The 26463-nt window shown below is 41.4% G+C and carries 26 protein-coding genes and 1 tRNA gene; 24 read left to right on the top strand and 3 right to left on the bottom strand.

Annotated features, from left to right (window positions below; genetic code table 11):
• Positions 1–3: 3 nt before the first annotated feature.
• From ACQ2HE_RS18210 to ACQ2HE_RS18100, 23 genes are all read left to right on the top strand, one after another.
• Positions 4–843, top strand: a complete 840-nt coding sequence (locus ACQ2HE_RS18210; protein ID WP_430900479.1) for a hypothetical protein — start codon at positions 4–6, stop codon at positions 841–843.
• A 418-nt stretch (positions 844–1261) separates the two neighbouring features.
• Positions 1262–2314 carry a hypothetical protein gene (locus ACQ2HE_RS18205; protein ID WP_430900477.1) on the top strand — a complete coding sequence of 351 codons (1053 nt, stop codon included), beginning with the start codon at positions 1262–1264 and terminating at the stop codon, positions 2312–2314.
• Between the two features lie 109 nt (positions 2315–2423).
• Entirely contained in the window at positions 2424–2798 is a 375-nt protein-coding gene (locus ACQ2HE_RS18200) for a hypothetical protein (RefSeq protein ID WP_430900476.1), read from the top strand.
• A gap of 30 nt (positions 2799–2828) precedes the next feature.
• Complete coding sequence (locus ACQ2HE_RS18195; protein WP_430900474.1) at positions 2829–4160, top strand: hypothetical protein; 1332 nt, start codon at positions 2829–2831, stop codon at positions 4158–4160.
• A complete protein-coding gene (locus ACQ2HE_RS18190) occupies positions 4154–4708 on the top strand; it encodes a hypothetical protein (protein ID WP_430900472.1) in 555 nt (184 codons plus the stop codon). The genes ACQ2HE_RS18195 and ACQ2HE_RS18190 overlap by 7 nt, the downstream gene beginning before the upstream one ends.
• Positions 4709–4792: 84 nt before the next feature.
• Positions 4793–5683 carry a hypothetical protein gene (locus tag ACQ2HE_RS18185; protein ID WP_430900470.1) on the top strand — a complete coding sequence of 297 codons (891 nt, stop codon included), beginning with the start codon at positions 4793–4795 and terminating at the stop codon, positions 5681–5683.
• 4 nt (positions 5684–5687) lie between these two features.
• Positions 5688–5873, top strand: a complete 186-nt coding sequence (locus ACQ2HE_RS18180) for a hypothetical protein (RefSeq protein ID WP_430900468.1) — start codon at positions 5688–5690, stop codon at positions 5871–5873.
• Between the two features lie 18 nt (positions 5874–5891).
• Positions 5892–6353: a hypothetical protein gene (locus tag ACQ2HE_RS18175; RefSeq protein ID WP_430900466.1), complete on the top strand. Its 462-nt coding sequence runs from the start codon at positions 5892–5894 to the stop codon at positions 6351–6353.
• Positions 6350–6571, top strand: a complete 222-nt coding sequence (locus ACQ2HE_RS18170; RefSeq protein ID WP_430900464.1) for a hypothetical protein — start codon at positions 6350–6352, stop codon at positions 6569–6571. Before ACQ2HE_RS18175 ends, ACQ2HE_RS18170 begins: the two co-directional genes overlap by 4 nt.
• Positions 6561–7151, top strand: a complete 591-nt coding sequence (locus ACQ2HE_RS18165) for a hypothetical protein (protein ID WP_430900462.1) — start codon at positions 6561–6563, stop codon at positions 7149–7151. Before ACQ2HE_RS18170 ends, ACQ2HE_RS18165 begins: the two co-directional genes overlap by 11 nt.
• Positions 7148–10264, top strand: coding sequence for a hypothetical protein (locus ACQ2HE_RS18160; protein WP_430900460.1), 3117 nt, complete (start codon positions 7148–7150; stop codon positions 10262–10264). Before ACQ2HE_RS18165 ends, ACQ2HE_RS18160 begins: the two co-directional genes overlap by 4 nt.
• Positions 10264–12384 (top strand): hypothetical protein, encoded by a 2121-nt coding sequence (locus ACQ2HE_RS18155; protein ID WP_430900459.1) that lies wholly within the window; start codon positions 10264–10266, stop codon positions 12382–12384. Before ACQ2HE_RS18160 ends, ACQ2HE_RS18155 begins: the two co-directional genes overlap by 1 nt.
• Positions 12384–13328, top strand: a complete 945-nt coding sequence (locus tag ACQ2HE_RS18150; protein ID WP_430900457.1) for a hypothetical protein — start codon at positions 12384–12386, stop codon at positions 13326–13328. Before ACQ2HE_RS18155 ends, ACQ2HE_RS18150 begins: the two co-directional genes overlap by 1 nt.
• Positions 13328–14722 carry a hypothetical protein gene (locus ACQ2HE_RS18145; protein WP_430900455.1) on the top strand — a complete coding sequence of 465 codons (1395 nt, stop codon included), beginning with the start codon at positions 13328–13330 and terminating at the stop codon, positions 14720–14722. Before ACQ2HE_RS18150 ends, ACQ2HE_RS18145 begins: the two co-directional genes overlap by 1 nt.
• 47 nt (positions 14723–14769) lie before the next feature.
• A complete protein-coding gene (locus tag ACQ2HE_RS18140) occupies positions 14770–16317 on the top strand; it encodes a hypothetical protein (RefSeq protein WP_430900453.1) in 1548 nt (515 codons plus the stop codon).
• A 5-nt stretch (positions 16318–16322) separates the two neighbouring features.
• On the top strand, positions 16323–17840 hold the full coding sequence (locus ACQ2HE_RS18135) for a hypothetical protein (protein WP_430900451.1): 1518 nt from the start codon (positions 16323–16325) through the stop codon (positions 17838–17840).
• A gap of 267 nt (positions 17841–18107) precedes the next feature.
• Positions 18108–18518, top strand: coding sequence for a hypothetical protein (locus ACQ2HE_RS18130; protein ID WP_430900449.1), 411 nt, complete (start codon positions 18108–18110; stop codon positions 18516–18518).
• Positions 18484–19083 carry a hypothetical protein gene (locus tag ACQ2HE_RS18125; RefSeq protein WP_430900447.1) on the top strand — a complete coding sequence of 200 codons (600 nt, stop codon included), beginning with the start codon at positions 18484–18486 and terminating at the stop codon, positions 19081–19083. Before ACQ2HE_RS18130 ends, ACQ2HE_RS18125 begins: the two co-directional genes overlap by 35 nt.
• A 41-nt stretch (positions 19084–19124) precedes the next feature.
• Positions 19125–19520: a hypothetical protein gene (locus ACQ2HE_RS18120; protein ID WP_430900445.1), complete on the top strand. Its 396-nt coding sequence runs from the start codon at positions 19125–19127 to the stop codon at positions 19518–19520.
• Entirely contained in the window at positions 19520–19921 is a 402-nt protein-coding gene (locus ACQ2HE_RS18115) for a hypothetical protein (protein WP_430900443.1), read from the top strand. Before ACQ2HE_RS18120 ends, ACQ2HE_RS18115 begins: the two co-directional genes overlap by 1 nt.
• Positions 19921–20499 (top strand): glycoside hydrolase family 19 protein, encoded by a 579-nt coding sequence (locus tag ACQ2HE_RS18110; protein WP_430900441.1) that lies wholly within the window; start codon positions 19921–19923, stop codon positions 20497–20499. Before ACQ2HE_RS18115 ends, ACQ2HE_RS18110 begins: the two co-directional genes overlap by 1 nt.
• A complete protein-coding gene (locus ACQ2HE_RS18105; protein WP_430900440.1) occupies positions 20496–20882 on the top strand; it encodes a hypothetical protein in 387 nt (128 codons plus the stop codon). The genes ACQ2HE_RS18110 and ACQ2HE_RS18105 overlap by 4 nt, the downstream gene beginning before the upstream one ends.
• Positions 20883–20972: 90 nt before the next feature.
• Positions 20973–21761, top strand: a complete 789-nt coding sequence (locus tag ACQ2HE_RS18100) for a DNA adenine methylase (RefSeq protein ID WP_430900438.1) — start codon at positions 20973–20975, stop codon at positions 21759–21761.
• A 178-nt stretch (positions 21762–21939) separates the two neighbouring features.
• Here the strand turns inward: ACQ2HE_RS18100 and ACQ2HE_RS18095 are convergent, their stop codons facing one another.
• Both ACQ2HE_RS18095 and ACQ2HE_RS18090 read right to left on the bottom strand, forming a co-directional pair.
• A complete protein-coding gene (locus tag ACQ2HE_RS18095; protein WP_430900436.1) occupies positions 21940–23163 on the bottom strand; it encodes a tyrosine-type recombinase/integrase in 1224 nt (407 codons plus the stop codon).
• Between the two features lie 107 nt (positions 23164–23270).
• A tRNA-Gln gene (locus ACQ2HE_RS18090) sits at positions 23271–23341 on the bottom strand.
• Between the two features lie 230 nt (positions 23342–23571).
• On the opposite strand from ACQ2HE_RS18090, the gene ACQ2HE_RS18085 reads away from it, so the two are divergent.
• Positions 23572–24870: an aminotransferase class V-fold PLP-dependent enzyme gene (locus ACQ2HE_RS18085; RefSeq protein ID WP_430900434.1), complete on the top strand. Its 1299-nt coding sequence runs from the start codon at positions 23572–23574 to the stop codon at positions 24868–24870.
• 34 nt (positions 24871–24904) lie between these two features.
• On the opposite strand, the gene tyrS is transcribed toward ACQ2HE_RS18085, so the two are convergent.
• Complete coding sequence (tyrS, locus tag ACQ2HE_RS18080) at positions 24905–26182, bottom strand: tyrosine--tRNA ligase (RefSeq protein ID WP_430900432.1); 1278 nt, start codon at positions 26180–26182, stop codon at positions 24905–24907.
• Positions 26183–26463 lie beyond the last annotated feature (281 nt).

Below are 26463 nucleotides of genomic sequence, written 5' to 3'. Positions count from 1 at the left end.
TATATGCTTAAAAAGGAAACCAAGGATTTACTGAAGAAGACCTACGGCATCGATCCTGATAAGCTGGAAGCAGCGATCAAGGACGAGAAAGAGGTCGACTTCGAATTATCAGGAGAGGTAACGCTTTTATCGAATACCGATCTCGCTACTCGTGATGCCAACAACAAGGCAGAAGGCGCTAAGGAAAAAGAAAAGGACTTTGAAAACAAGGGTAAAGAGCTCGCAGCAAAAGCCATTCGCAAAAAGTTCTCTATCGATGATGCTGTTGGTAATGATATCGACAAAGTAGCCGAAGCCATCAATGAAAAGTTGAATAAAGGCGACAAAGCTTTGCAAGAACAGGTAGCTGCATTGCTAGCTGATAAGCAGGCTTTAAATGCTGAGCTCGAAAATCAGAGAAAGACCACCGCTGCAGCAACATTAAGATCACGAGCCATTGAAGCTTTCCCGGCAGGCCGTAAATCAGATATGAAAGATGCAGAGCGTCTCGTATTGATTGAAATGGAACATGAGTTCGCCGAGCACGAAGGAAAAGTAGTATTGAAGAAGAAGGGTGGAGACTTTATCAAGGATCCAAATACGCACGCTGTTCTTGGAGCTGATGTAGCGCTTGCTAACATCTTCAAGGAGCGCAAGTGGGTAGATGATGGAGGCGGCGGCGGTGGCCGTGGTGGTAGTGATGATACTCCCGGTGGCGGCGGTGCCGGTGGCTTGAAAACCCTCAGCGCTTTTGAAAAGAAGTGGAAGGAAAGCAATCCGGACAAAGGGATCATGAGTGCAGAATTTGACGCTGCCCTTGAAAAACACGTCAAAGAAGTTCCCGATTTCAATTATTACGAGTAATTATTTTAATTTAGTCGCTCATATTAATAAAACGGTATCGCCCGGCTTTTCTAAGCTGGGCTTTTTTATATTTGCACGGCATGAGTGTGATTAAATATAGCCTGTCAGTCTTTTCTGACGGGCTTTTTGTTATATTTGATTTCTTACATGCCATGATTTTTAAATAGATGCCTGTTCTATTCTTAGAATGGGCTTTTTTGTACCTGCTTAAAAAATATTTTTTGGTTATAATTAAAATAATTGCATTTTTGATCTGTCATTTGCTCGGAAGTGGTACTTTCTCTTATGACAGCTAGGGATGGCGTGGTACAAAATCCTTAGATCGCCTGAAGGCGTGGTACAAATTCAGGACACACACAAACAGCGGCCTTTCTCGGCCAAAACTCCTTTATTTTCTCACCCTTTTTAATAGTTTACTATGCCTAACTATGCCGCCTCGGCACTGAAAGCTGGTCAAACGATGGTATCTGCGAAGTATAACACTCCAGAGCAACGTCGTAAGAATCCCACTGTATTGGGACTCGCCCTTTCGAACGAAAAAAACATCCCGAACGTGTCGGAATTGAGAAAGTCAGCCAATAGAACGGTTGAGATTTCTTATTTCACAAACGTGGCTCCTGGTTCTGCAACTTCTAAAGCTTCAGCTCACACAGGTACATACGGCGACACTGGAATGATCACGCTGGCTTGGGTTACTCACGTTGAAACAATGTCTCTTCCTCGTAAGATTGGACAAAACAACGTGGCCTCATACCAAGAAATCTTCAATAATCTCTATGAGATCAAGTGGAGAAACTTGTTGAAGCGCCATGATGATTCTGCGCTTGCCTTTTTGAAGGCTAACCGCCTCCAAAGAAGCGCTGCTATCATCAATCCATTGATTGCAAGTGCGAACCCAGGTGTTTGGGATGAAACTCTTTATGGTTTGATTCTCGACGGTTCCAATAAGCCTCGTATGGCTCAAAAAATGAAGTCTTTCATGAAGGCTTTGTTATATGATGCTCCAGCTTACGACGTCATTGCAGATTTGCAAATGAGTGATGACTTAGAGTTTTTGAGAGCTCAAGGAGCTGGTAATAACACAAATACACAGGCAATCACCAACGGTCTTCGTGTAGCTACTACTCAGGACGTTGTTGATGCAAATATGACTGGCGGTGGCGGTTTGATCATGCCTCAAGGTATGTTCGCAGGCTACAGCTGGAACGATCCTTTAAACCGTGCTGGTCGTATTGACTCTGGCGAAACTGAAGTAGGTATGCTCGGTACCGTAGCTGATCCATTTGGATTTGGCGCAGTTGCAGACATTTCAACTTACACGAAAAGAGCGGATACTTCTGCTGATACCACCAGTGGTTCTACACAGGACATCGTGGATCAGTACGAATTGACCCTCACCGTAGCATACGCATTGCCTCCGTTATCAGTGGCAGGTGATTCAGTGCTTTCTTTGGTGGGTAGCCAAGTGTAATTGATCTGTAAGCGAATAATCACGCTTCTTTCAAGGTAAAATCATTCTTAATTAAAAAATCAATAAAGTGAAACGCATTCTTTTTTTATTCACTCTGGTTTTAGGGATTGTGGCTTCAACGGTAGCTCAACGAGCTACCTTGATGCCGCTCGTAGCCGGAGATACAATCGTCAATGCCGGAGCTGTCAATAAAACTTTTTTAGTGACAGCCGGTTACAGCATCGTTGGTATTCAAGTCGTAGTAAACAAGATTTCAGGGATTGTTGCCGGAACGGTTACTCCTCAGGTATCGATGGATGGTACCAACTATTTAACGCTTCCCGGAGCGACCGCACTTACATTAGCCGATCAAGCTGTAAATACTCAGGTCTGGAGCTCGTCTGCAGGAGGAGCGCATTTTGTCTATTACAGAGTTCGAGGAGTCGGTTCCGGTACCATGTCAGCGCAAATGCGAGTCTATTACGTACTGCGAAGACACGATTAAACTACTCACTTCTTTTTATTCGAAATAGCAATGTTGAAGCCTTTAGAAATAGTTGTTGGTGGGTCTGGCCAGTTCGATCCAGCTACCGGTACCACAGATTGCATCATACCTGTGTTAGCCGGTACCGATATATGGGTCGAGAAGGTCGGATATGGATTGTACGACTATGCGAAGTACACCGTATTGTCACAAGGTGGATTTAGGTTGAACGACACGACTTTCACCAAAGATGAACGCTTCGCTGTTTACGTAGCTGGTATCAGTTATCAAACAGCAACCGGCAGCTATACTAATGGCTTCAATCTTTCTGTTGTAATGGCAAACCTGTTCGGAAGAATAGGCTGGAACTCTTCTTCAGAATTTCCATTCAACATTACCGGATCAAACTTGATCAGTAAATCAGGAAGGAAGTTCAACGATGGTTCCTTTCACGCTGCCGTTACACTGCAGTCGATTAAAGATTCTGTATTTCAGGATATCAATCCAACGGAAGCTCAATTCAATGGTTTTTTGGAAACCTTCCAAAAAGCGGCCATTCAAAAAATGCTGACGAGTGTGTTCAATAGACCTGAGTACTCGTATCAATTCATGCTATTCAACAGAAAGTCAAACTCAAGATCCTTTTTGGGAAATGCTGAAAAGTTTGTTGGTGTTGAGTTTTTTATTCCCAACAAGAATGACATCTCATTTCAAATCGACAGTGTTGCTCTAATGTTTGATACCAGCTTTACCCTGCGATTGTACCTGTACAATTCAGATAAGAAAGCTGCAGTATGGACTTCGGATGTGAATGTTGTGGGTGGAGAGAAAACCATTGTAAACCTCAGTGATATCGTTTTAAATCATTTAGGTTTTCAAGGGGGACTTTATTACTTCGGGTATTACATGAGTGATCTCTCCGGCGCTCAAGCAATCAACTTCGATGATGTAACCGAAGATCACACTGGTTTCATGAGATGGAGGTTTTTCGAGGCTAAGAAAAATGCTGCTGAGTATGATTTCGACCGTCTTAATATTTCATTCGGAAGTAAGAACTACGGTTTGAATTTACACATCAGTCAGTTCTACGATCCTACTTGGATGGTAGCAAGGAAACCAGCTTTACTTGACAATGCCATTGGCCTTACAGTCGCAACGATGGTTCTGGAGCAAGTTATTTATTCAAAAAGAAAGAATGCCGGTACCAGAGACCTCAAAGAGACTTTGCCGGCTCAGATTCTTCTTCAAGATGTAACTGGTATCTCTCAGATTTCAAACGTTCCAGCTATTCAAGGCATGCGCCAATTGCTCGAAATAGAATACCAACGTGTTCGGGATGCTTTTTACAACAAACAAGGTCCTCAATCTGTGTCGCTATGCTGATAAGAAAAACAAACCCGGTTGGAGTGGATCTCCACATTGATCGCCTTCAGGAACTTCTCTACGATCGTGTAACGAAAAAGTGGGGAACACCGGAAGCACCAATTAACTGGGATTGTTATCCGAGAGTGTACAGAAATCAGGTGGAGGACGGTTATACTGCAGAGCATTACTTGGGCAATGATGAATACAAGGAAACTTACTTGGATGATTCTAAAGACATGGTTTCTTTCTTCGGTACCAGCACTACTGCAAATTACCGAACCGGTGTAAGCACTAGTATTCATTTAGTTGTTTTCGCAAACCTTCAAAGATTCGGAGATTCTCAGTTGGTTCGTAATGATGAAAGTTTTCGTGCTTTTTTTATCGATTTGATCGGTGATGGAGTATTCGGACTTGAACTTACGGACATTTCAACCGGAATTGCCGCTGCTTTAAAGGAATATCCGGGCAAAAGACGTGATGCATTGCTAGATACTGCTGATATGAGTCCTCGGCATGTTTTCCGACTCGATTTCGACCTAATGTATGATGCTTCAATAATTTGTTAACCGCTTAAATTTTATAAAATGGGTTTTACTCTTTGCGCTTCAGTCAACTCACCAAATACTGGTTCAGTTGCATGCGACAAATCGATGAAGAAGCTCAAGTATCTGATGAAAACAGATCGTGAGTTTACTTCTTCGGAGTTTGCTTCAGCTACTTTGTTTATCGCAGCTTTAAAGGCTGCAGGTTTACTTGGTCGCACGAACGCCAATAAACTTTTCACGTTCCCATTGATCTTGAATTTGGAAGATGCCTCTACCCAAAACACTACCGGAAGCTTGGGGGATGGTCCAGTTGAGATCATTGAAGAAGGTTCTCCTGGTTTCACCGGTGGATTCAAAGGATCAGCTCGCCAAGTTCAAAACTTGCGCAGTCTTGCCAACGGTTCTTCTGGTCGCTATTTAGCAATTGATGAGGATAACGTGGTATGGGGTTATGTAAAGAGCAATGGAAACTACGTAGGTCTGAAGCTTGATATTTTCGTTAACTCGGATAAATTCCGTGTTCAAGGAGCCGTTAAGTCTCAAACGATGAGTATTTCTGCCTCTGATCCGAAAGAGTTCGCTAATAGCCGTTATTTGGCCCTTCCCAGCACCTTCGTGGCTACCGATTACGGTATGTTGTTGGATTTGGAGTTGTACGCTAAAGTGGCTAACACTGCCAACGTATTCAAAATTGATGGTAAAGTGCAAACTTCTGAGGTTGCCTCTTCTCAATTGGCTTACGGAAACTTTGGTGCAACGCTTGCTGTTGCTTCTTTGTGGTATGCAAAAAGACTTGATACCGGTGCAAGCATTACACTTACTAGTGTTGCTGCCGATACAGGAAACTTGTGCTACACTGTGACGCTCGACAGTACTACTTGGGCTGCGATTCCTTCAGGCACTGTGATTGAAATCGGTTTAAATGCTCCATCTGTATTGGATGCGGCAAATGTAACCGGTGTGGAAGGTGTTGCTTACACTTATACAAAACCTTAATAGTATGCTCACTCTGGAATTCGAAGGCGTATCGTTCAATGTGGACCACTACAGTAAAATGGATCTCGATTCATTTGTCAACACTATGGAGGCCCATGTATTTGAACAATACGCCGCCGAAGACCGGATTGAGCTTTTAAAGACGGTTCACAGGTTAATCAAATCGAAAGCCAATCAAGCCAGCGAATAAATCGCTGGTTTTACTATTATGAGCAGGACGTTCGCTGATGTATTGTATGATCTTCAATTTGTGCGGCCCAAGGATGCTGCAGCGAGGGCTTTCAAGTCCACAGAAGAGCCAATGCTTTCTTTAGTGGCCGAGCAAATGGCTGCAGGAAAAACGGGAGCTGATCAGGTGATTGTTTCGCCTTACACTGGAGAACCATACTATTCCGAGTCTTACAAAAAATACAAGCAGATATATGGTGTTGGAATAGGCAAGGTAACCGATCGGATCACTTTAAACTTAACTGGAGCTCACTACAGATCATTGTACACTCGTATGAAGGGAAATCAGGTAGAGATTGGAAGCACGCTTGATTACGGAGTGGAGTTCAATAAAAACAACCCAGAATTGTATCAGTTGGGTACGCAGTTAGGACAAGACTACATCAACGATCACTTGGAGCCTGCTTTTTGGGACGAAATGAAAAAAGAACTCAATAAATGAACTGTCCAGATTGTTTTAAGGAGGTACGGAGCAGGAAGGATCTGCTGGAGCAGGTAAAGGCAGATGCAAAAAGTTATGCGATCGCAAATCAAGTAAATGTGTTCATTTATGAAGAGGGCTACAATAATTTCAAGTTTGTTTCAGAAGCTTCTCCGGAAGCCTCACAAATCAGCCCAATGGGAATTGTATCGTACATGCAACCAGCTAATGCTGGATAAATTCATTTCCTGTCTTGTTGATCAAGATTACAGTGTTCTTGTTATTTCGGGCAATCCTCCTAAAAGTGTTTTAGAAGAAACCTGGTCAAGTATTCGTGACGAATACAGTGAGTTGACCGCTTCCGAAGAGTCTTCCCATACGGCTCAATTAATTTCTGAGGTATCTATTTTACAAAGCAAGCTTTTCCGCATCAATTTTTGTGTAGAACTGGCCCGTCAGGTGTATGCTTCTTCGATCATCGATGAGTTGAGAGAATTGGATATGCCTTACGAATTCAATGCGGCAGATCCTGAGAGTTATTTAGCTGATTTGGATAAATGCATCGAGCGATCTAAAGGCATCAATATGAAGCTTAAGATAAAGCAGGCTGAACTGGAAGCATGGTATGCAGAAAACAAATCCAAAAAGCAAACTACTCGGGAGGACTTTGATGCGGTACTGGCCCAGCTGACGGAAAACAACGGGTTTTTCGTGGATGAAACAAAGATTACAGTCACTCAGTTTGTTCGCATGTACAACCACCTTTTGAGAAAGGCGGCAGCTTTACGTGCAGCTACTGAAAAAATCGAAATGCAATGAGTGCAGACTTAAGACCGGTCCAGTCGTATATCAACCTTGATGCTATTGACGCTGAGAATGCGCAAATGAAGAAAAAGGTCAAGGAAACCATTGATAGCATTATTGGCGAATTCAAGAAGGCTAAGAACTATGAATTTAAGTTCTATACCAACGCTGATCAGATTAAAGAGGTTAGAAAAGCGGTGCAGGAGCTTTCTAGGGTTCAAGATGAGCTTAAAAAGCAGATTGTGTCGGTTAACAAGGCAAAGATTGATCAGGCGAAGATTGATCAGCAGGAAGAGAGAGCCGCAACGTTAAGAGCGAAGCGATTGCAGGCAGAAGTTGATTTAAGGTCTAAGGAACGCAGAGAGCGTGAAGCCAGTCAAAAGACCATGATCAAAGAGAGTAAGCTTGCAGAAGACCTTACAAACGATTACAAACAACTCTCCAAGGCATACAATGAAGCTGCCTTGAGAGCAAAGAACTATGTGCTGACACTCGGAGAATCGAATCCAGTTGCACAGGAAGCTGTGAAAGAAGCTAAAGAGTTGGGGGATGTGTTAAAAAAGCTGGATGCTTCAGTAGGACAGAATCAGCGCAATGTCGGCAATTACAAAGATGGATTTTCAGGCCTTGGAAACTCAATCAACCAAATCACTCGTGAGTTTCCTGCCTTCACAAATAGCGTTCAAACAGGGTTCTTGGCCCTTTCGAATAACATCCCGATCTTTTTTGATCAAATTAAGCAAACCAATGCTCAGATCAAGCAATTGAGAGCTGAGGGAAAAGAGACACAGGGCTTATTATCTCAGCTGGGAAGTGCTTTCTTTTCTTTTGGAACCGTTCTCAGTTTAGGTATCACATTTGTAACCGTTTATGCCAATGAAATCAGGGATTTCTTTTCTTCTCTTGTGGCCGGCAAAAGAGCAATGGATGTTTTTGCTGAGAAACAGAAAGCCATCAATGAAGCTTTTGCAAGTAATGATGTGAAAGAAGCCTTTGAAAACATCGAAAAGGTTGGCTCTGCTTTTCGATTGGCTAAGGATGGTGTGATATCAAAAAAAGAAGCTTTAGCTGTTTACAATGAAACATTAGGCGACACGATCGGGAAAGCGGCCACCTATGAAGAAGCAGAACAGCTTTACATCAACAACACTTCAAAATATGTAAAGGCTGCGATTGCAAGAGCTGCAGCACAGAACCTTATTTCACAGGCCGCTTTGGCAGCTATTGAACTGGCAAAACTTGAACGTCAAAACATCACTGATTTCGGTGCCGGGTTTGGTACCGGTGTTTCTACTGCTCCGGGAGTTGTGTCTGGAGGTGGAGTTGATTTCAATGCGAGAAGAGATGCTCAGAAGAAGGCAAAAGAAGAAGCCCTTGCAAATAAACGTGATGAGTTAAAAAAGCTGCAGGAGTTAATTGATTCATTCGAGCGTGAAAATGCAGCAAATGGAGGTAAAGTGGCTGGAGCTCCTGATACAGCTAAAAAGAGCGCCGATAAAATCAAGGCTATCAATAAGGAGTTTGATGACAGCGAATTGAAACGCAGGTCAGATGCTTTAAAGGAGTTTTCTACGCTCGATGAGGTTTTCTATAATAAACGGGTGGAAGCTCGCAGAGAAGCGGCAAAGCTTGATCTTAAAATAATTGACGAGACAGCTGCAGTAGAAAAACAGAATGCCAAGGCTAAATTGGATGAGGTATTGAAGGATACAAAAGCTTCTGATATCGAGAAGATCAATGCACGCAATGAGTACAATGCCGAGATCAAGAAAATTGAGCAGAAGGTTGCAAACGATATCATTGGCATATCTGACAAGCTTGGTACCGATTTATTGACCATACAAGCCACCAATAACGCCAAGAGACTGGAACAGGAGCGTGAATATCAGGCACTAGCTGAGGAGTTGTCTCCGGCTAATCAATACAAGCGAGATACTGACAAAATAAAAACTCAGCTTGAACGAAGGACTGCGTTTTTGGAAGAGGCTGCCGCTATTCAATTAACTGCAATTGAAAAGAATTATCAAAAGGAATTTGAGGCTGCAAAGGACAATCCCGAGAAGCTTAAGGAACTCGATGAGAAAACAAAGAGGGAAAGACTTAAGATTGAAAATGAGTTGATGCAGAACAAGCTATCTGCAGAACTCGACTTTGCAGAGCAACAGCTTAGTTTACTCAAGGCACTTGGATTTGATACTGTAGATGCTGAGCAGAAAATTGCCGAATTAAGACTAAAAATAGCAAAAGGTATTACTGCTGGAATGCAGGATGAAAATGCAAAAAGGCTTGAGGATGAGAAGAGGAAACAAGATTTAATTAGGAGCCTTTACGAGGAAACGAAAAATGTGATTTTTAGTGTTGTTGAAGGTCAGTTCGAACGTCAGAAAAATGCAGTACAGGACGAGATTGATGCGCTAGAAAAACGCAAGCAAAAGGAGATCGAAGTGGCCAATGCTTCAATAGCAAATGAACAAGACCGTGCTGCAGCAATTACAACAATCAATGCAAGGGCTCAGGCTCAAAAAGAACAGTTGGAACAACGTCAGCGCAAAATAGACCAGGAGAAAGCGAGATTTGAAAGGGTAAGAGCTATAATTGACGTAGTTCAAAATACTGCGATCGCAATTTCTAAAGAAATGGCTAGGGATGGTTCAAAATCGTTTATTACGATTCCATTAATTGCCGCCATCGGCGCCGCTCAAATTGCCGCTATCGTTGCACGTCCTATTCCTAAGTATAAAGACGGTACCATGGACCACCCCGGTGGAGCTGCGATCGTCGGTGATGGAGGAAAAAGCGAATTGGTTGTTACTCCAGAAGGCCGCTTGATTCAAACGCCTTCCACACCAACTCTTATGAGCTTTCCAAAACACTCAATCGTTCTTCCAGATATGAACAAAGCAGGCGAAATGCTTGCTCTAATGGCTTTCAATAGAATGGTACCGGTGGATATGATCAATAGAACGGTTTCCAGAAATCCAAACAGCGGTCTGGTAGAAGAATTTAGAGAACTGAGCCAAACAATGAAGGATAGGCCAGTAGTAACACCCCACTTTAAAAATGGAGAGTTCCGCCAAATGCTGAGACGTGGCCAGTCATTTACTGAATACTTAAACAATAATTTGTAATGCCGATCTTAAAGGACTTTTTATATTTTCTAACAAACGAACAAGGCCAATCTGGTACCGACAGGACTGGATCGGTCGAATTTGTTTCTGAGCAGTTACCTCTTCCGGAGACACCTGACGGCTATAATGAGAAGTCGATCGGCTTTACCCGGAATTCATTGTGGGGTGGAGTGTTTCGATCCTTTACCACTCCTTTAAAATTCATTGGAACAGCAGCTCACATTGTTCGAAATCGACTGATAAAGTTTGGTACCGAAACCAAACTTTTCCTCATTATTTTATGGCTTGACAAGTCTTTTAATGGTGGATGGGTTCACAGATCATTGTATAAGGGTGAAATAGATATGAGTACGGTTGAAAGTGAAGAAACGCACGTTACAGCCAATATCATGGAGGGAGGCCTTATCAAGTTTCTAAATGCAAATAAGGACGTTACCTATGAAATCCCTTTGAATGTACCGGAAGCCATTTATGTTGAAAGCGATGGCATTCCCATTGACTATTCAAACAAATGGGGAACTATTACTGAGGAACTAGAAAGAAGATCTCTTGGTTCTTTGGATCGCTATTTCTACAGCTGCACACTTTTTACAGTTGATTCTGAAACTAATCCTGCATTGGTTGGACTGAGCACAAATCAAGGCATCGTTACTGATTATGCCAATTCACTCGATTACTTTGCGGAGTCTACAAAAGAAATCACTGCAACTTTTAAACTAAAGTTTGCATTCGATATTTCTCAAAGTAATCAATCTAGGGATGGATACGTGCGCATGCAGATTCGAGATGATAGCGGTACCGTTTTGAATGAATTTTACACAGAAGATCTTCCCGATGACTTCTTCGTTGCATCAAGAACTGTCGATACCACTGTAACCCTTACCATTCCAGCAAATAAGCGGCTTTTTATTGGATGGGATTTGCAAGTAAGACGACAAACAATTGGTTCCGGAGAAGCTGTTTTGAAGGTTCAGGTGAAAGAAACCGAATTCAGCGCCGCTTATACTTATACAGCCGAGACAACCTACGTGCGCCATTTAAGACCGGCATACGTGGCGCAGCAATTATTGAACAAGATCACAGGGTCCACCGATTACACGTTTGAATCGAATTATTTGTCAACTGTATGGAGGGATTTAGTGATTACTTCCGGTAATGGAGTGAGAGGTATCGATGCTGCAGTAATTAAAACAAGCTTTTCCGATTTCTTCACTTCTTACAATGTGCCATGCTCTTTATACCTCACGATCGTCGATAAAAAAATGATCATCGAGAAGTACGAAGAACAATTCAACGGTACCGTAATTGCGCAACTGGGAGATGGAACGAATTTCATATACAAGGTGGCCACTGATTTATTGTTTTCTTCAATCAAAATTGGGTATCCAAATTTTACTTACGAGAATGTAAACGGTAAAGCAGAATTTAACACTACTCAGACCTATACCAGCCCAATAAAACGGGTAAACAAGACATTGGAGCTGGTTTCTAAATACAGAGCTGACAGCTACGGGTATGAATTCATTCGTGTTAAGGGAGTTGGCAAGGATACTACCGACTTGACAACTGACAATGACGTGTTTTTCACCCATATTGACAGCACAGCCATTGCCGGAGCCGGAAATGCCACTCAGCCAGCGGAGTATTTTAGGTTTCTCAGAAGGCCCTATTCTTCGATTTCTGGCCTTATCAAGCCTTTGAAGGTATGGAACGTTGAAATAAGTCCGAAACGCTGCCTATTGAGGCACGGAAGCCGCCTGCATTCATTTCTGTACTGGGAAAATACCAAGAGTCTTCTTTTTTCTTCTAGCGAGAAAGATACTGCCATGGTTACAACCGACAGTTCCGGTGCAGTGATATCTGAAAGGGCTGATCAAGTGATCGGAAATTTTGATGCACCGGTGTTTCTTCCGATCGAGCTGAAAATAGAGACGCCAATCAACCGGGACACATTAACAGCGGTTCAAACAAACTTACTTGGAACGGTATCATTCTCGGATGGTACCAATACTTTTTATGGCTTTATCAATGATTTAAAGATTCAGCCTTCAACCCTTCCAAGTCAGGAAACTACCATGTATTGTTCTCCATTAACGGACCTCAATAAATTAATTTTCTAATGCCGAATATTTTAGAAATAGCGACCCTTTGTCCTCTGAAGTTTAGGAATCAGAATTACAGCAATCCTGCTCCTTACAATACTAAGTATTTTGAGGATTATCATTACCGGGACACATTGCCCTATTATGTGGCTTCTGATGACTATTGCCAAATTTGGCAAAAGAACGATATCATCAACGTTCAAATCAGAGCAAACTATGGTCCTCATAATCTGGAGCTTCAGAACTACAAAGGAACCAAGATCACCGAGTTTGTCTTAAATCCAGTTACTACAAGTATGGACGGACTTGGCATGAATACATACGAGGCTTCCATTGCCTTAAATACGTTTGATGCCGGTATTTACAGATTTGTTCTGAAATCAGGTTCTCCATTGGTAACAGTACTTGAAACCGATTACTTCAACTTAAAGGATCTGCACGAAGGTTCAATCTTATTTGAAGTAACACATAATGAAAATGATTTCGGATTTGTATTTGAAACCGGTATCAAGGTTTCTTTTCGAGTTCATGGGGGATTCACTGAATACACACCTCAGACGGATCGGGTGGTTTTCATTGATCAGCCAAGAAACATTCAACAGCTATCGGCCAGAAGCTACTACACTGAAAAGCTCGTTATTGGTAACTCATACGGAGTTCCTAAATGGGTGATCGAAAAAATAAATGAATTCTTCTTGTGTAAAACGGTTCTTATCGACGGCAAACAATGGGCTGCAGTATCAGGGGCCAAGTTTGATGCTAGTAGGGTGGGTAAATTTCAACGTGCCGGCTGGACCATGGAAGTAATGCCAGCAAAGAAAAGAATCGGAAACAGGTTTGTAAACGATGCTCCTGCAGCTCAGACTGATTACTATGTAACCTACAACATTGAAGGCAATTTATTTGGAGACTTCAACGGCTTATCAAACTCAAACATCATTCAAATTCAAAGCAACGAATAATGGCTAGAATCAAACAAACTATTTCGGCAGCTCCCGGTATTACGGTTCCCATCATTGTGGTTCTGTATAAAACAACAGCTCCAAATGCTGAGTATGCTCGCTTGGTGATACCAACACCGCACAATGCGCCTTACACTTATGAATTCGCAAGTGTAGATCCTGCTGTTTACAATGTCGTTCACTATTCATCAAGTGATGGAAGCACACTGCAGACTCTTTTAAAGTCATTCAGTGTTGATGCGGTAACAAATCAATTGCTGAGTGAAACATTGTACTACCTGGTCGATGGCGCTGGTGCCAATGATCCCGTTTCCGGTACCGACTACATTGTCGATCCTTACTTAGATGGAAAAACAGTAAGTGCCATTTTTAAAGAAGGTTTTCGCTTTTTACGTCCAACCGAAGAGTGGGCTCAAGTTTCAGGTGGACGAATTAATTTACTCAACGGTATTTCTAACAATAATGGAGAAGTGTGGACAGTTTTTGTCCAATATTCTCAAGTATTAGTGGCCGCTCCAACCATTGATGCCTTTTCTTCTGTTGTTACGATTCCAGATGCTACAAAAACACTCGATTCTTCTCACTTCAATAAAACTGTTCTTGGTTCTACCACTTCCAATAAGCAGGTATTGACACTTCCAACGGTAGGATCAACTGCTGATCAGCGAGGATTTGTGATTTTTCACGATGGTGGCAATGCAGTGAATTTGGTGGTTAAGGCTTCAGGTACCGAGGTAATTAGGCACCGGGGAGTGGACAAAAATCAAATTGTACTGGGAATTGGCGAGTGTATTAAAATAATTAAACTCGGTTCAATTTGGAGAGTAATGGATGATCGTGGCCAGTGGGATCGAGTAGGTGAAGTTTTACCATGGAATAAGAACACAAAGTTCAATGCCATTCCTCTTACTGGTACCGAGTACGATTTAAATGTGTATGTGAGATTGAAGGAATTTGTTGACAGTTTAGACTCTTCTCAAATTGTTACTTATTCGGAATTTGATACACCAACGGCCATAAACGGCGAAACGGTGTATCACAAAAGAGGCTTTTTTGCTCGTGATTTAGTGAATAATAAAGTGAAGGTTCCAGACTTTCAAAACATGCACATCCGCTTCCTGAAGAACATTGGCGGGATTGATACGAGCAGAGTTGACAACGTTGCTTTGGGATATCAACATCACCAAGTAGGACCACACAAGCACACAGGTATTAAAGGTGAAACAACCGGTCACGGTTCTTCGTCTGCTCCACAGAGTGGAACTGTTAGATTGTTGGTAAATACTTCAGGTGGTTCTGTTGCAACTATTGCCAATTCTGAAACTGCAATTCACAATGAAGGTGGCGAAACAGTTGAAAGAAACATTGGAATGATTCCAATGCTCTTGATTTAGTTCTTTTTTTAGCTATTTAATGCAATTATTATAATTATTTTTGAAACATGATGAAAGCTCTAAAGGGAGCAGTAAATCAGGCCAAGGGTTTCTTTGATAACTACAAAGCACCCTTCTTACTGCTCTTCCTTTTGGTAGCCTGCGCTACCACTTACGGCCAAGTCGATACAACAAAAACGCTGCAGCGAATTAATGCACTCGGCTATCAGTACAAGAATATTGGTGTCGATTCCTCATTTATGATTCCTCAGGACACCTTCAAGCTTCGCTATGCAGACTCTTCTGGTATAGCTATCAAGAAAGGGGTAATGTACAGATGGACTGGAACAAAGTGGGTAGCCATCGCACGAAAGCTTACCGATTCAACAATCGTGTTTAACGGAGATACACTTAAAATAAGTGGAACCGTTTCAGGCGGATCTAGTGGCGTTTCAAGTGCAACTGTTGTTGATACAGTTACCTATATTCATTCAGGTTCATCAATTGATACCTTGACATTCTCAGAGCTCATTGGGAAAACAGTTATTTCAGCAAACTTACATCCCTACAGCCTTTATTTAGTTTCAACAACACCATCAGCTGATCAAGTTCGAGTAAACAGCATAACTGGAGGTGTTAAGTTTGGAACACCAATAAACACAGGGCAACAGTTCACTCTTGTTTACATATACAGCAGTTCTAGCGGTTCGCCTGTTGTCTCAGGTATAAAAGTTAACAGCGGAGCAACTCAAACGGGGATTGTAGATGTAACGATTCCTGCGCAGTTTAATCCTATTGCGGGAACTGGGGTAACACTTATTGGTTCTTATCCAAACATCACATTTAATGCGAGTGGAAGCGGTGGAAGTGCTGCCCAAACATTTGATACGGATACAGCTACTTCAATTGCGTTAGTCGGTGGGCACATCCGACCATCATATTCAGCAGGAACAAACACATGGAGCTTCATCGAAGATGCTCAACACTCGCGAATAAATCTTACCACTATTGATGCAAAAAGCTCTTTTGTTACTGTAAAATTCAAAAATACTTACTCTAAGATTGTAAATTTTGGAGTGAACCATGATGAGACAGTTAGTAAAACGGCGGTAATTACGGGAGGTACTACTTATAACGATGGGCCTTATTTGTTTGGTGCAAGAATCTTTAACGATAGCGCAGATATTTATATCTACAAGCAAAAGTCATATTCTTTTCTTGTTAGTTGGAATGGTACCGCATGGACTACATCACCTCAATTTGGAAGTGCTATTGATCCTGCAAGCCCTGCAATTAGTATTTCGTGGTCGGCTGGTCGGTTAAGGATGCAGAATATCAGCAGAAACATTGTAGGAATCCCAACCATCATAGCGTATTCACCTAACGGTGTAACCACATCTGGAGCCTACATACCAATGCTAGACAGGATTAGCAACACTTTTATTGATATCTATTTTTATGACGTAGCAGGTCATGCGGCTTACACTGCTACAACCCCTCCGACTGGTTTCGGATTCTTCATTGATTTTGGACCTGCGTGGACTCCAGTTAATCCTCAAACCGAAGATTTTGGGGCAAGTGCAAACATGGAAATTTTTGGAATGTTCAGAAAATAATTTTTATGAAAAATATATTATTTGCGTTTTTACTTATTACATGTGCAGCAACTGCACAGGTAACTGATTATGGTCAAAGTTTTAGATTATCAAAAGGAACTATTCTAAAATCACAGGCGGTTGGCGCTGTTCCTAGCGGTAATGAAAGATACATTTATTGGGATAGCGACAGTAACAGAGTAGTTGTTAAAATAGGTGCAAGCACATTTCGAGGACTACTCTTTAACGGTGAAGCGGCTGCAGGTGGTGGTTCTGTTTCTTGGGGCGGCATTTTAGGCACACTGAGCGCACAAAGTGATTTGCAAACCGCATTGAACGCAAAACAGGCAACTCTAACACTAACCACAACAGGAACAAGCGGAGCAGCTACATTAGTCGGTTCTACTTTAAATATACCTCAATATTCAGGTGGTGGCGGCATTGGTACTTTAAATACCCTAACGGCAACTACGCAAACTTTTGCAACAGGAACAACCGGAACAGACTTTAACATTTCGAGTGCAACAAGTACGCACACATTCAACATACCTGACGCCAGCGCCACAGCTAGGGGCTTAATAACTACAGGTACTCAAACTTTTGCGGGTGCGAAATCGTTTAGTACAAGTGTAGCGATTAATAACGCCTCTGGTTTTAGTTTTAGAAATAATGCCTCTGCGACAAACCAAAGCGCGGCAACGGCTGTACTTGGTCTTAACTCTACAACTTTTCCCGCATTACTCATCGAAGGCGTTACGAGCGGGTTTACGATGATGCTTAGAACTTACAACAACGCAACGAATCAATTCACAATTGGAAATGGAACTAACGGTTATCAATTTGTTCACAGTGGAACAAATACTACTGCTGTTTTAGCTACTACTCAGGGTTCTTTTGAATCTGCAAACACTTTTGCTCCTACTTCAAGCAGTACTGATATGTTCAGTTTTTACGCTCGTCCAACCATTAACCAAACAGGAACGGCAAGTGGTATGACAGGTGGATTTGCATATATACCTACCGCAACGAGCGTACTAGGAAAAGAGTATGCTTTTCTTGCTTCAAGAGGGTCTTTAGTTCTTGGTACACTTACTAGAAGCACTGATATTGATAGTCGCAGAGCATATATTAATGGTTCGGTTGGTATTAATAAAGATTCAATCCCTTACGCTCAATCAATTTCAAGTCAAACCATCTTAATGATTGATACAGCAACTGGGCAGGTAATTAGAACGGGTTCATCTGTTGCATCAACAGCTTCTAATTTGGTTGTAATCAATGATGCCGACTACACTGTTGCTTCCGGTGTGACAAATGTTGTTTACTCAAACTTAACAGCCGGTAGAACCATCACGCTTCCAGCAGCATCCTCTAATACCAATAGAAGAATTAAGATCACTCATGGAGGTGGAGGAGCTTTTAATATTACTACTTCCGTTGCAATTAGGCAAAACGCATCAACAACGACGACGACCATAGCTCAAAGCAAATGGGTCGAGCTGGTCAGCAATGGAACGGATTGGTACATAGTCGCAAACAATTAAAGGGAAGAGCCTTGGCTTTTCCCTTTACCCATTAATTCACCCATTTTAAAAACAGGCAATGGATCATCACTTTAGAATCGGCGAAGGGTTTCTTATAACTCTGTTTAGTTGGATCGTTACAAAACTACTTCCACACAGTTTTCAAGATGTGGCCAGCTTAGTCACAATTGCAGTTGGGTGTACTACAATCCTTATAAACTGGCCCAAGATAAAAAAGCGCTTTTACGAAATCAAACAGTCTTTTTTCAACTCCTCTAAATAATTACAATGAAAGAATCACTCAAAGACACTTTTGAAATATTGCTTGGTGGTAAAGAGTTCTCTTACTATCTCGCAAACTTCATTTTTTCCAGCTTTGGCCTTTACATCGCTCTTTTTTTGTTCGCAAAGAAAAAGCGGGATGTATCAAGTCCGCGAACTCCGGAAAAATTCTCGCATTGGTTTCTCATCATCGATAATGCAAAAAAAGCATTCGGCATCTACATCTGCCTGTACATTCTTTACCGGTTTACTCCTGAGTTTGAATTCTCATGGTCAATTCCTATTGGAATAGTGGCCAGTGGTGGAGTAGCTGCATTGGTAAACATTGCTGCAGAGTTGGTTCCGGGCTTCAAAAAGTTTATTCAACTTAAACAGTTAACAAATGAAACAACTCCTTCTAATCCTGATGGCAATTAGTGTTTTATCAGGATGCACGAATGAAAGAAAAGTAACCAAGTATCTGGATAAGCATCCAGAACAGGCCAGTAAGATCATTGCTGCTCGGATCAATTTAAAGACCGACACTTTGTTTCAACTGGATTCAGCTTCTTATTTCAAGGCTCTTTTGCCTCTTATGTTCTACATCGACAGTCTCACAACTGACAATCAGATGTGGAAGTCAAAAGCAGGTGTAAAAGTGAACATCGATTCTTTGCGATCGGAAATTAAGAAAAGAGTCATGGCTACGCTTAAGCCTTGTGTCGATTCCATCAAAACAATTCAAACGACCATCGAGAACAAAGAGAGAATCAATTTTCTTGAAGGCCAGTTGGATTTAAAAGAAAACCAGAGACTCGGAGCAGAGTCCAGGAATGCAGAGCTGCAGGAAAAATTGGATAGTAAAGAAAAGGAAATCGATGCTTTAAAAGATAAAGTGAAAGAGCAGAGACGTGGTAAGGCTAAGCTTTGGATTCTGATCATAATTCTACTCTTCCTTCTATTTAGGAAGCCAATTATAAAACTTTTGTCCGGCCTCATTTAGCCGGATCGGTAAACCCAATTTTTAATAATAACAACGCTTTTATGGCACAGAAAAAAGACAGAACCGCTATCAATTTATTAATCGGAGTGGTTCTAATTGCAATCATTGGAATTTTGATTTTCCTGTTTACTCCGGGTGATCAGATTGGCTCTTATGAACCAATCACAGGATTGCAAGCAATTCAATTGCAAAACAATTCATTTTGGTTCTGGGTGATTTTAGGGACAATTTTTGCCGTCGCTTCAGCTTATGCAGCTTATGTAAATGAAACAGGCGAAGGTTGGTTCCCATTGAAACTACCCGGTACCGATTTTATTACGATGGTATTTGTTGTAATGGCCTTATTCTTTATTGTGAGCCCTTGGGCAAAGGTTTTTACAGATAAAGCGAATTCTGGCGTCACAGCTCCTAAGTTTAAAAACGAACAATTGAAGTAATGAACTTAGGACTCGCCATAATGATATTGATCGGGTTTAACGTGTGCAATGCTTTCATTGATGCATATAAAATAACTGTGCTTCACCGGGAGATTCGGCACGCAATTAACTTAACGGCATATTTAGTCATCGTTTGGATTGTTCTCCATTTCCTTGACTACGATGCCACCCGATCAATATCTTTTTACTTCTTCGGCTTTTTTATTCGACAAATCACATTTGACATACCACTCAACTGGAGAAGAGGCTTAAGTACATTTTATGTATCAACTGCCAATCCTCCAAAGGCTGTTTGGGATAGAATTGAGATTTGGATTTTCGGAAAAGATAGTGGCAGAAAACAGGTTGAGTTTTACTTGGCTGGATCTGCTCTTTCTGTTTTACTTCTAATATTTTTATAATGGCTCAGATTACAAGAGAACAGCTTAAGGCAATCGTTCCAACAATCAAAGATCGGAATCTGGTTATTGCCGATTTTATTAATAAGTGGGCTCCAGCTTACCAAATAACTACAAAGGCTGACTTAGCGGCTTTTGTCGCTCAATGCGCTCACGAAAGTGCCGGATTCAATGTGTTTGAAGAAATGGCCTCTGGTGATGCCTATGATACAAGAACTGATCTTGGTAATACTCCTCAGGTAGATGGTGACGGCAGAAAATATAAGGGTAGGGGAGCAATACAAACCACCGGCACTATTAATTATCGAGCAGTATCAATTCATTTGTTTGGTGACGATCGGCTATTAAGAACTCCTGAATTGTTAGCTACTGATCTGGAGCTTGGTATTAGAGCAGCGATGTTCTATTGGAAAGATCGCGGTCTTTCGGCGATCGCAAATAAGCCTGATAACTATGCAAAGCTTTGGAAAGGCAAGCTTCGTGACAAGTTTGAATGGTTGACTATTCGCATCAATGGAGGAGTGAATGGACTTGCCGAAAGAAGAGCCTATTATTCACGTGCGTTAAAGTTCATTATATGAGTGTAGACAAGCCAATTAAAGCAAAGCCAGTTTTTTACGCAATGGCTTATGAGCCGTTGAAATCAATTGCAAAAGAGATGGGGTACAATCTACTAATTAACGGCTCGCTTAATCGTGATTTTGATTTAGTAGCAATTCCTTGGGTAAATAACCCTAAACCAATGCTTGACGTAGTGGTTGAGTTTGACAAGTATTTGAGAGGCACACATTACAATGAAGAGTCTGCAAATGCTGGTTACATGTACCGTGTTTTACCCGGAGGAAGGCATTCGTATGTTATTAACTTGAATAGAGGTGGCAAATGGAGCAATTATACTGATTACGAATGGTATCTGGACATTTCTTTCACACCACAAGCACCTGTCGAGAATTCGCAGGTTTAAAATAGCTTTTTCTCATTCTGTTTACTTTTTCCCGGCTGTTTCTACAGCTGGGTTTATTTGAGAAAGCAGGCGCTTAAACTCAAATAAATTATGAAAGCAAACTTGAAACCCTTACTCCCGTATTATGGCGGGAAATCAAAACTGGTACCAACACTTCTTCCTCTTATTCCTGAGCACACAACCTATGCGGAACCCTTCTCCGGCGGCGCTGCCCTGTTTTTTGCAAAGGAGTCTTCACCAATTGAAGTATTGAATGATACCAACAAAGAAATCGTTAACTTTTACAGAGTTGTAAAGGAGAAATTCGTTGATCTGGAAAAGATGATCAGAATTACACTGCACTCCAGATCCGCTCACAAGGATGCAACGGTTATTTATAACCACCCTCATCTTTTTGATGAGTTGGAAAGGGCATGGGCAGTTTGGACACTTGCCGTCCAAAGTTTCTCCAGTATGCTTGATGGCACTTGGGGTTATGATAAAAACACCAAAGGAACCACTTCAACGAAAATCACTAACAAAAGAGAAGCTTTTACTGAGCAGTATGCCATACGGCTGCAGAACGTTCAAATTGAATGCGCAGACGCTACTTATATTATAATGAGTAGGGATACCCCGGAAGCCTTCTTTTATTGTGATCCTCCATACTTCAATTCTGACTGTGGCCACTATGGAGGATACACAAAAGACGACTTTGAAAAGCTCCTGAAGCAATTGGCCGGTATTAAGGGTAAATTCTTACTATCATCCTATCCAAGCGACATTTTAGAGCAGTATGCAAAGAAACATCGATGGAAAACACAGCAAATTGAGCAAAGAGTATCTGTGAATAAGGGTTATGGGAAGAAGAAGATTGAGGTAATTACTTCGAATTTCTGATACCTATATATATAAGGTATAAAAATTGCCCGGACTGAAAATCGCTAAACTTTCTATCATGCCACTTTCAAAAAATGAAAGAACCACTTAGTCCGGGCTTTATGTTTGAGAAAACAGGCCAGAAGGAAGTGGTTGATAGATAAAAAGTTTAGCGACTACAAAGCTATCCCATTTCCAACTATTCTGAACTGCCAAAAGCAATGTTTTTTTGCTTCAGCACTTCCAGTTTTCTTCTTTTCTCATTTACAGCGTAAATCTGGGTCGTTCCTAAATTAGTATGACCGGCACCAGCTGAGGCAACTTGCAACCCGTAAGATTCACTCATGCGATCGGTTGACAAGTGCTTCAATGAATAGAAATCCTTTTTAATCCCAAGACCGGTTTTTTCTGATTTCACGTACTTGCGCCAACGCATTGTAATTTGATCAGGCCGTATCTTCTTTGGTCCGGGCTTCAAGAACTTACTAAATAGATACTCGCCATTCTTGGCCTCATCCCATACCTCCTGCCAAAGGTCAATGACTGACTTCCCAATTACTCTGATATCTTCTTTTACTACTGATCCCTTTTTAACTGTAACAATGAATTCCTGCTTCTTAATATTTACTCGAGCATCCTTTTTTAGTACAAGGAGCTCAGTGATCCTAGCTTGAGAATCGTAGAAGATCCTCACAAACCGCCAGAAGTTATAATGCTTGTTTTGAAGCGTCTCGTCAATCAATTTTTCCTCTGTTGTTGAAAGAACCGCCTTCAACTTTATACTCTTCTTTTTGCTTGATAGATCCCTTGCCGGGTTCGTGTCTACTGCTTCCACTTCCAGAAGCTCTTTAAAGAGCATGGATATGTAGGCTTTGTACTTATTATACCGGTTGTTACTCCACCGAGGATTGTTTCTGGCCTGATAGTCAAGAATCGACTTCAGGTGCTTTCTTTTTATTTGTGATATCACCAGCTCCTTGATCTTGCATGAATGATCATAGTCGTAGAGCTCCTCTGTACACTTATCGATGGCATTAATAATCGAATTAATATCAATTCTGGTTTTCGGTACCACATCAACCCGGTCTTTTGCCCATTTAAGAGCTTCAATAAAGGGCGTGTATTCAGAAACCTCTTTGTTTCGAATCTGTGGTGCCATGTAAACTTGCTTAATAGGATTCCACCCGAGCGTATCGAGCAAGTGAATTTCCTGATTAATAAGTCTTTTGGTAACGATCCTCCTATGTTCTAATTCAACAAACTCATTCATTCCTCGAATTTGGACGGCCTTTACTTCAGCACCATCGTAAAATCGGTAATGAATAACCCAAGGCTTTCGTGTAGATGCACGTTTCGTTTTCCAATTAGATGGAGTAACCTTGATTTCTGAACGGCTACAGCCATTCGACAGTAAAATTTGCATGACGTCTGATTTTGTTTGAGAATTTGTTTGAGTCTGACGCCAAGCGAGTTGAAAAGAAAAGAATAAAAAAAGAGGAAACACAATACTGTATTGGATTTCCTCTTTTGTTGCCCGACCTGGATTCGAACCAAGACAAACAGAACCAAAATCTGTCGTACTACCATTATACTATCGGGCATCCTCACCAACAATTACGTTGGGGGTGCAAAAATAGCATTTCAATGTTTTTCTCCCAAATGCTTTTTGACTTTTTTTCTCAAAATCATCGTTGAAAATGAAGTTTTTGGAGAAATCACCCGCTAGCATTCCTTAAATCAATCGTTTGTATAGGATTTACGGCCAAAATAGCTGATGAAAATACCACAGATGCTTTAAAAATTGGATTAAATTGAGGAAAATCAACTGATTATGAGTCAAAATCTACGCCGCGATTTTTTTAAATCGGTAGGGAAGTTCTCCGTTGCAACCATGTTGGCAGGAATTACTGCACCCGCATGGAGTAAAAACTTGCACCGAGCAATTGATCAATCCAAAGGGATATCGCCCGAAGACTTAATGGACGACGAAGATTTCTGGCATTATATTCAACAATCGTATACCGTTTCTCCATTTCTCATCAATTTGAACAATGGGGGAGTAGCACCTTCTCCCAAAACCGTGCAAGATGAGATGAAGCGCTTGCACGATATGAGCAATGAAGCTCCCAGCTATTATATGTGGCGTATTGTTGATGCCGGCCGAGAACCTTTGCGCGCGAATCTCGCAAAGTTAGCCGGAACAGACACAGAGGAAATTGCCATCCAACGCAACGCTTCCGAAGCCTTGGAAGCGGTGATCTTTGGCATGGACTTAAAAGCCGGCGATGAAGTGGTACTCACCAAACAAGATTATCCAAACATGATCAATGCTTGGAAGCAACGAGAACTGAGAGATAAAATTAAATTGGTATGGATCAATCTTGATCTACCAAGTGAGAACGATGACTATTTGGTTTCTCAATACACCAATGCTTTCACTTCTAAAACGAAGGTGGTTCATGTTACACACATCATCAACTGGAATGGTCAGATTTTGCCTTGTAGAAAAATAGCAGATGCAGCCCATGCAAAAGGAATTGAGGTAGTGGTTGATGCCGCCCATAGTTTTGCACAGTTTCAATTTACAATTCCGGAACTTGGTGCCGACTATCTCGGTACAAGTTTGCACAAATGGTTGAGTGCTTGTATTGGCAGTGGAATGCTATACATCAAAAAAGATAAGATCAAAAACATCTATCCATTGTTCGCCGCCGGTGATCCTAAAAGCGATAATATTAGAAAGTTTGAAAACATGGGAACCCGACCTTTCTTCATTGAACAGGCCATCGGAAAGGCCATTGAATTCCATGAAATGATCGGAGCCGCACGAAAGGAAAAGCGACTTCATTATTTGAAAAACTATTGGATGGAAAAAGTTAAAGACCTTCCTAAAGTAAAGCTTGGTACTTCCATGAATTTGAAATATGGTTGTGCAATCGGACTTGTGGGAATAGAAGGGAAGAAGCCATCCGAGTTAGAGGCTTTCTTATTCGATAAATACAAAGTACACTCTGTAAGTATTGAATGGGAAAACATCAAGGGCGTTCGCATTACTCCAAATGTGTATACCACTACTAAAAACTTGGATGTATTGGTGGAAGGGATTACAAAATTTGCAAAGCAAGCTTAATAAAAAGGGTTCACAAACGTGAACCCTTTTCTTTTTATTCGGCCACTACCAAGTAGTGATTCTTCTTGCCTTTTTGTACCATGATATAACTATCATGTAGGAGATAAGATGCGTCAATAATGGCTTGTGGTTGATCCAATTTTTTACGATTCACACTTACACCACCACCTTGAATCATTTTGCGTGCTTCCCCTTTGCTTGGGAAAATTCCTGAATCGGCTAACAAACTAACCGCATCAACACCTGCATGAATACTGGCTTTGCTAAAACTAACTCGAGCCAATCCTTCCAGAGATTCAATATCTTCTTTTGAAAGTTCTTCCGCAGGTACCGATTGATTGGTAAATACTTTCTCCGTTGTTTCCTGCGCCTTTTTTAACTCTTCTTCACCGTGAACAAATCGGGTAACGGATTCCGCTAAGCGCTTCTGAAGAAGGCGTTTACCGGGGTCTACTTGATGCTCAGTGATGATTTGATCGATTTCCTCTTTGCTCAAGAATGTGAAAATCTTGATCCATCCTTCTGCATCACTGTCTGTTGCATTCAACCAAAACTGATAGAACTGGAAAGGTGTAGTGCGCTCGGGGTCCAGCCATACATTGCCTTTTTCAGTTTTGCCAAATTTGCCACCATCTGCTTTCTTGATAAGCGGACAAGTAAATGCAAAAGCTTCGCCTCCGGCTTTGCGTCGAATGAGTTCTGTTCCGGTTACGATATTGCCCCATTGGTCGCTACCGCCCATTTGAAGTTTTACGTTCTTGTTTTGATACAGCCAGTAGTAATCATATCCCTGCATCAATTGATATGCGAATTCTGTATAACTGATGCCGGTTTCACCTTCAATTCTTTTTTTTACACTGTCTTTCGACATCATGTAATTCACCGTAATATGTTTACCTACATCGCGCAAGAAATCGATAAAGCCAATGCCCTTGAACCAATCATAGTTATTGGCCATTTCAGCAGCATTAGGCAAGCTTGAATCGAAATTGAGGTACTGCATCAATTGCTTCCGTACGCCGGCGATATTTTTTTGTAACTGTTCTTCGCTTAATAAATTGCGCTCTTCACTTTTTCCGGAAGGATCGCCAATCATACCAGTTGCTCCACCCACCAACGCAATGGGTTTATGACCGGCTTTTTGAAGGTGTACCAAAAGCAAAATGGGCACCAAACTGCCAATATGCAAACTCTCGGCCGTGGGGTCAAAACCAATATAAGCCGTGGTCATTTCTTTGTTTAACTGGTCCTCAGTACCGGGCATGATGTCTTGCAACATACCCCTCCACTTCAATTCTTCAATCAGGTTCATATTTTTTGCTTAATATTTTGATTTTCATTAACTTGTACAACTAGGTGTTTACTTCCACCAACCGAAGGGCATTAACATCCGTATTTTATGTTAAGCAACCAAAATTGGCCCTATTGAACAAAGTAAATCAATGAATTGCGCGAATTTACAAATAACTCATCGCTTATGGTGAGAAGCGCAATATTTTAACCGGAATTTCGTTCGTTAAGATTGTGATAATTGAGTCCGAACGTATTCATTTTCAATAGAAGAATAACGAGTAGGCGGAAGAAAGGATATCC

It is taken from the genome of Endoryza foliicola, from assembly GCF_050589245.1.
Taxonomy (GTDB): domain Bacteria; phylum Bacteroidota; class Bacteroidia; order Chitinophagales; family Chitinophagaceae; genus Endoryza; species Endoryza foliicola.
The sequence above is the reverse complement of the archived record's forward strand: the minus strand, read 5'-3'. Positions and strand labels throughout refer to the sequence as shown.

Bases quoted from the DNA above. Each gene is read 5' to 3' on its own strand.
- ACQ2HE_RS18130 (WP_430900449.1), top strand. From the start codon at position 18,108: ATGAAAGAATCACTCAAAGACACTTTTGAAATATTGCTTGGTGGTAAA.
- ACQ2HE_RS18100 (WP_430900438.1), top strand. From the start codon at position 20,973: ATGAAAGCAAACTTGAAACCCTTACTCCCGTATTATGGCGGGAAATCA.
- ACQ2HE_RS18115 (WP_430900443.1), top strand. From the start codon at position 19,520: ATGAACTTAGGACTCGCCATAATGATATTGATCGGGTTTAACGTGTGC.
- ACQ2HE_RS18135 (WP_430900451.1), top strand. From the start codon at position 16,323: ATGAAAAATATATTATTTGCGTTTTTACTTATTACATGTGCAGCAACT.
- ACQ2HE_RS18150 (WP_430900457.1), top strand. From the start codon at position 12,384: ATGCCGAATATTTTAGAAATAGCGACCCTTTGTCCTCTGAAGTTTAGG.
- ACQ2HE_RS18110 (WP_430900441.1), top strand. From the start codon at position 19,921: ATGGCTCAGATTACAAGAGAACAGCTTAAGGCAATCGTTCCAACAATC.
- ACQ2HE_RS18165 (WP_430900462.1), top strand. From the start codon at position 6,561: ATGCTGGATAAATTCATTTCCTGTCTTGTTGATCAAGATTACAGTGTT.
- ACQ2HE_RS18210 (WP_430900479.1), top strand. From the start codon at position 4: ATGCTTAAAAAGGAAACCAAGGATTTACTGAAGAAGACCTACGGCATC.
- ACQ2HE_RS18205 (WP_430900477.1), top strand. From the start codon at position 1,262: ATGCCTAACTATGCCGCCTCGGCACTGAAAGCTGGTCAAACGATGGTA.
- ACQ2HE_RS18120 (WP_430900445.1), top strand. From the start codon at position 19,125: ATGGCACAGAAAAAAGACAGAACCGCTATCAATTTATTAATCGGAGTG.
- ACQ2HE_RS18085 (WP_430900434.1), top strand. From the start codon at position 23,572: ATGAGTCAAAATCTACGCCGCGATTTTTTTAAATCGGTAGGGAAGTTC.
- ACQ2HE_RS18170 (WP_430900464.1), top strand. From the start codon at position 6,350: ATGAACTGTCCAGATTGTTTTAAGGAGGTACGGAGCAGGAAGGATCTG.
- ACQ2HE_RS18145 (WP_430900455.1), top strand. From the start codon at position 13,328: ATGGCTAGAATCAAACAAACTATTTCGGCAGCTCCCGGTATTACGGTT.
- ACQ2HE_RS18185 (WP_430900470.1), top strand. From the start codon at position 4,793: ATGAAGAAGCTCAAGTATCTGATGAAAACAGATCGTGAGTTTACTTCT.
- ACQ2HE_RS18190 (WP_430900472.1), top strand. From the start codon at position 4,154: ATGCTGATAAGAAAAACAAACCCGGTTGGAGTGGATCTCCACATTGAT.
- ACQ2HE_RS18160 (WP_430900460.1), top strand. From the start codon at position 7,148: ATGAGTGCAGACTTAAGACCGGTCCAGTCGTATATCAACCTTGATGCT.
- ACQ2HE_RS18125 (WP_430900447.1), top strand. From the start codon at position 18,484: ATGAAACAACTCCTTCTAATCCTGATGGCAATTAGTGTTTTATCAGGA.
- ACQ2HE_RS18105 (WP_430900440.1), top strand. From the start codon at position 20,496: ATGAGTGTAGACAAGCCAATTAAAGCAAAGCCAGTTTTTTACGCAATG.
- ACQ2HE_RS18175 (WP_430900466.1), top strand. From the start codon at position 5,892: ATGAGCAGGACGTTCGCTGATGTATTGTATGATCTTCAATTTGTGCGG.
- ACQ2HE_RS18095 (WP_430900436.1), bottom strand. From the start codon at position 23,163: ATGCAAATTTTACTGTCGAATGGCTGTAGCCGTTCAGAAATCAAGGTT.
- tyrS (WP_430900432.1), bottom strand. From the start codon at position 26,182: ATGAACCTGATTGAAGAATTGAAGTGGAGGGGTATGTTGCAAGACATC.
- ACQ2HE_RS18155 (WP_430900459.1), top strand. From the start codon at position 10,264: ATGCCGATCTTAAAGGACTTTTTATATTTTCTAACAAACGAACAAGGC.
- ACQ2HE_RS18140 (WP_430900453.1), top strand. From the start codon at position 14,770: ATGATGAAAGCTCTAAAGGGAGCAGTAAATCAGGCCAAGGGTTTCTTT.
- ACQ2HE_RS18180 (WP_430900468.1), top strand. From the start codon at position 5,688: ATGCTCACTCTGGAATTCGAAGGCGTATCGTTCAATGTGGACCACTAC.
- ACQ2HE_RS18195 (WP_430900474.1), top strand. From the start codon at position 2,829: ATGTTGAAGCCTTTAGAAATAGTTGTTGGTGGGTCTGGCCAGTTCGAT.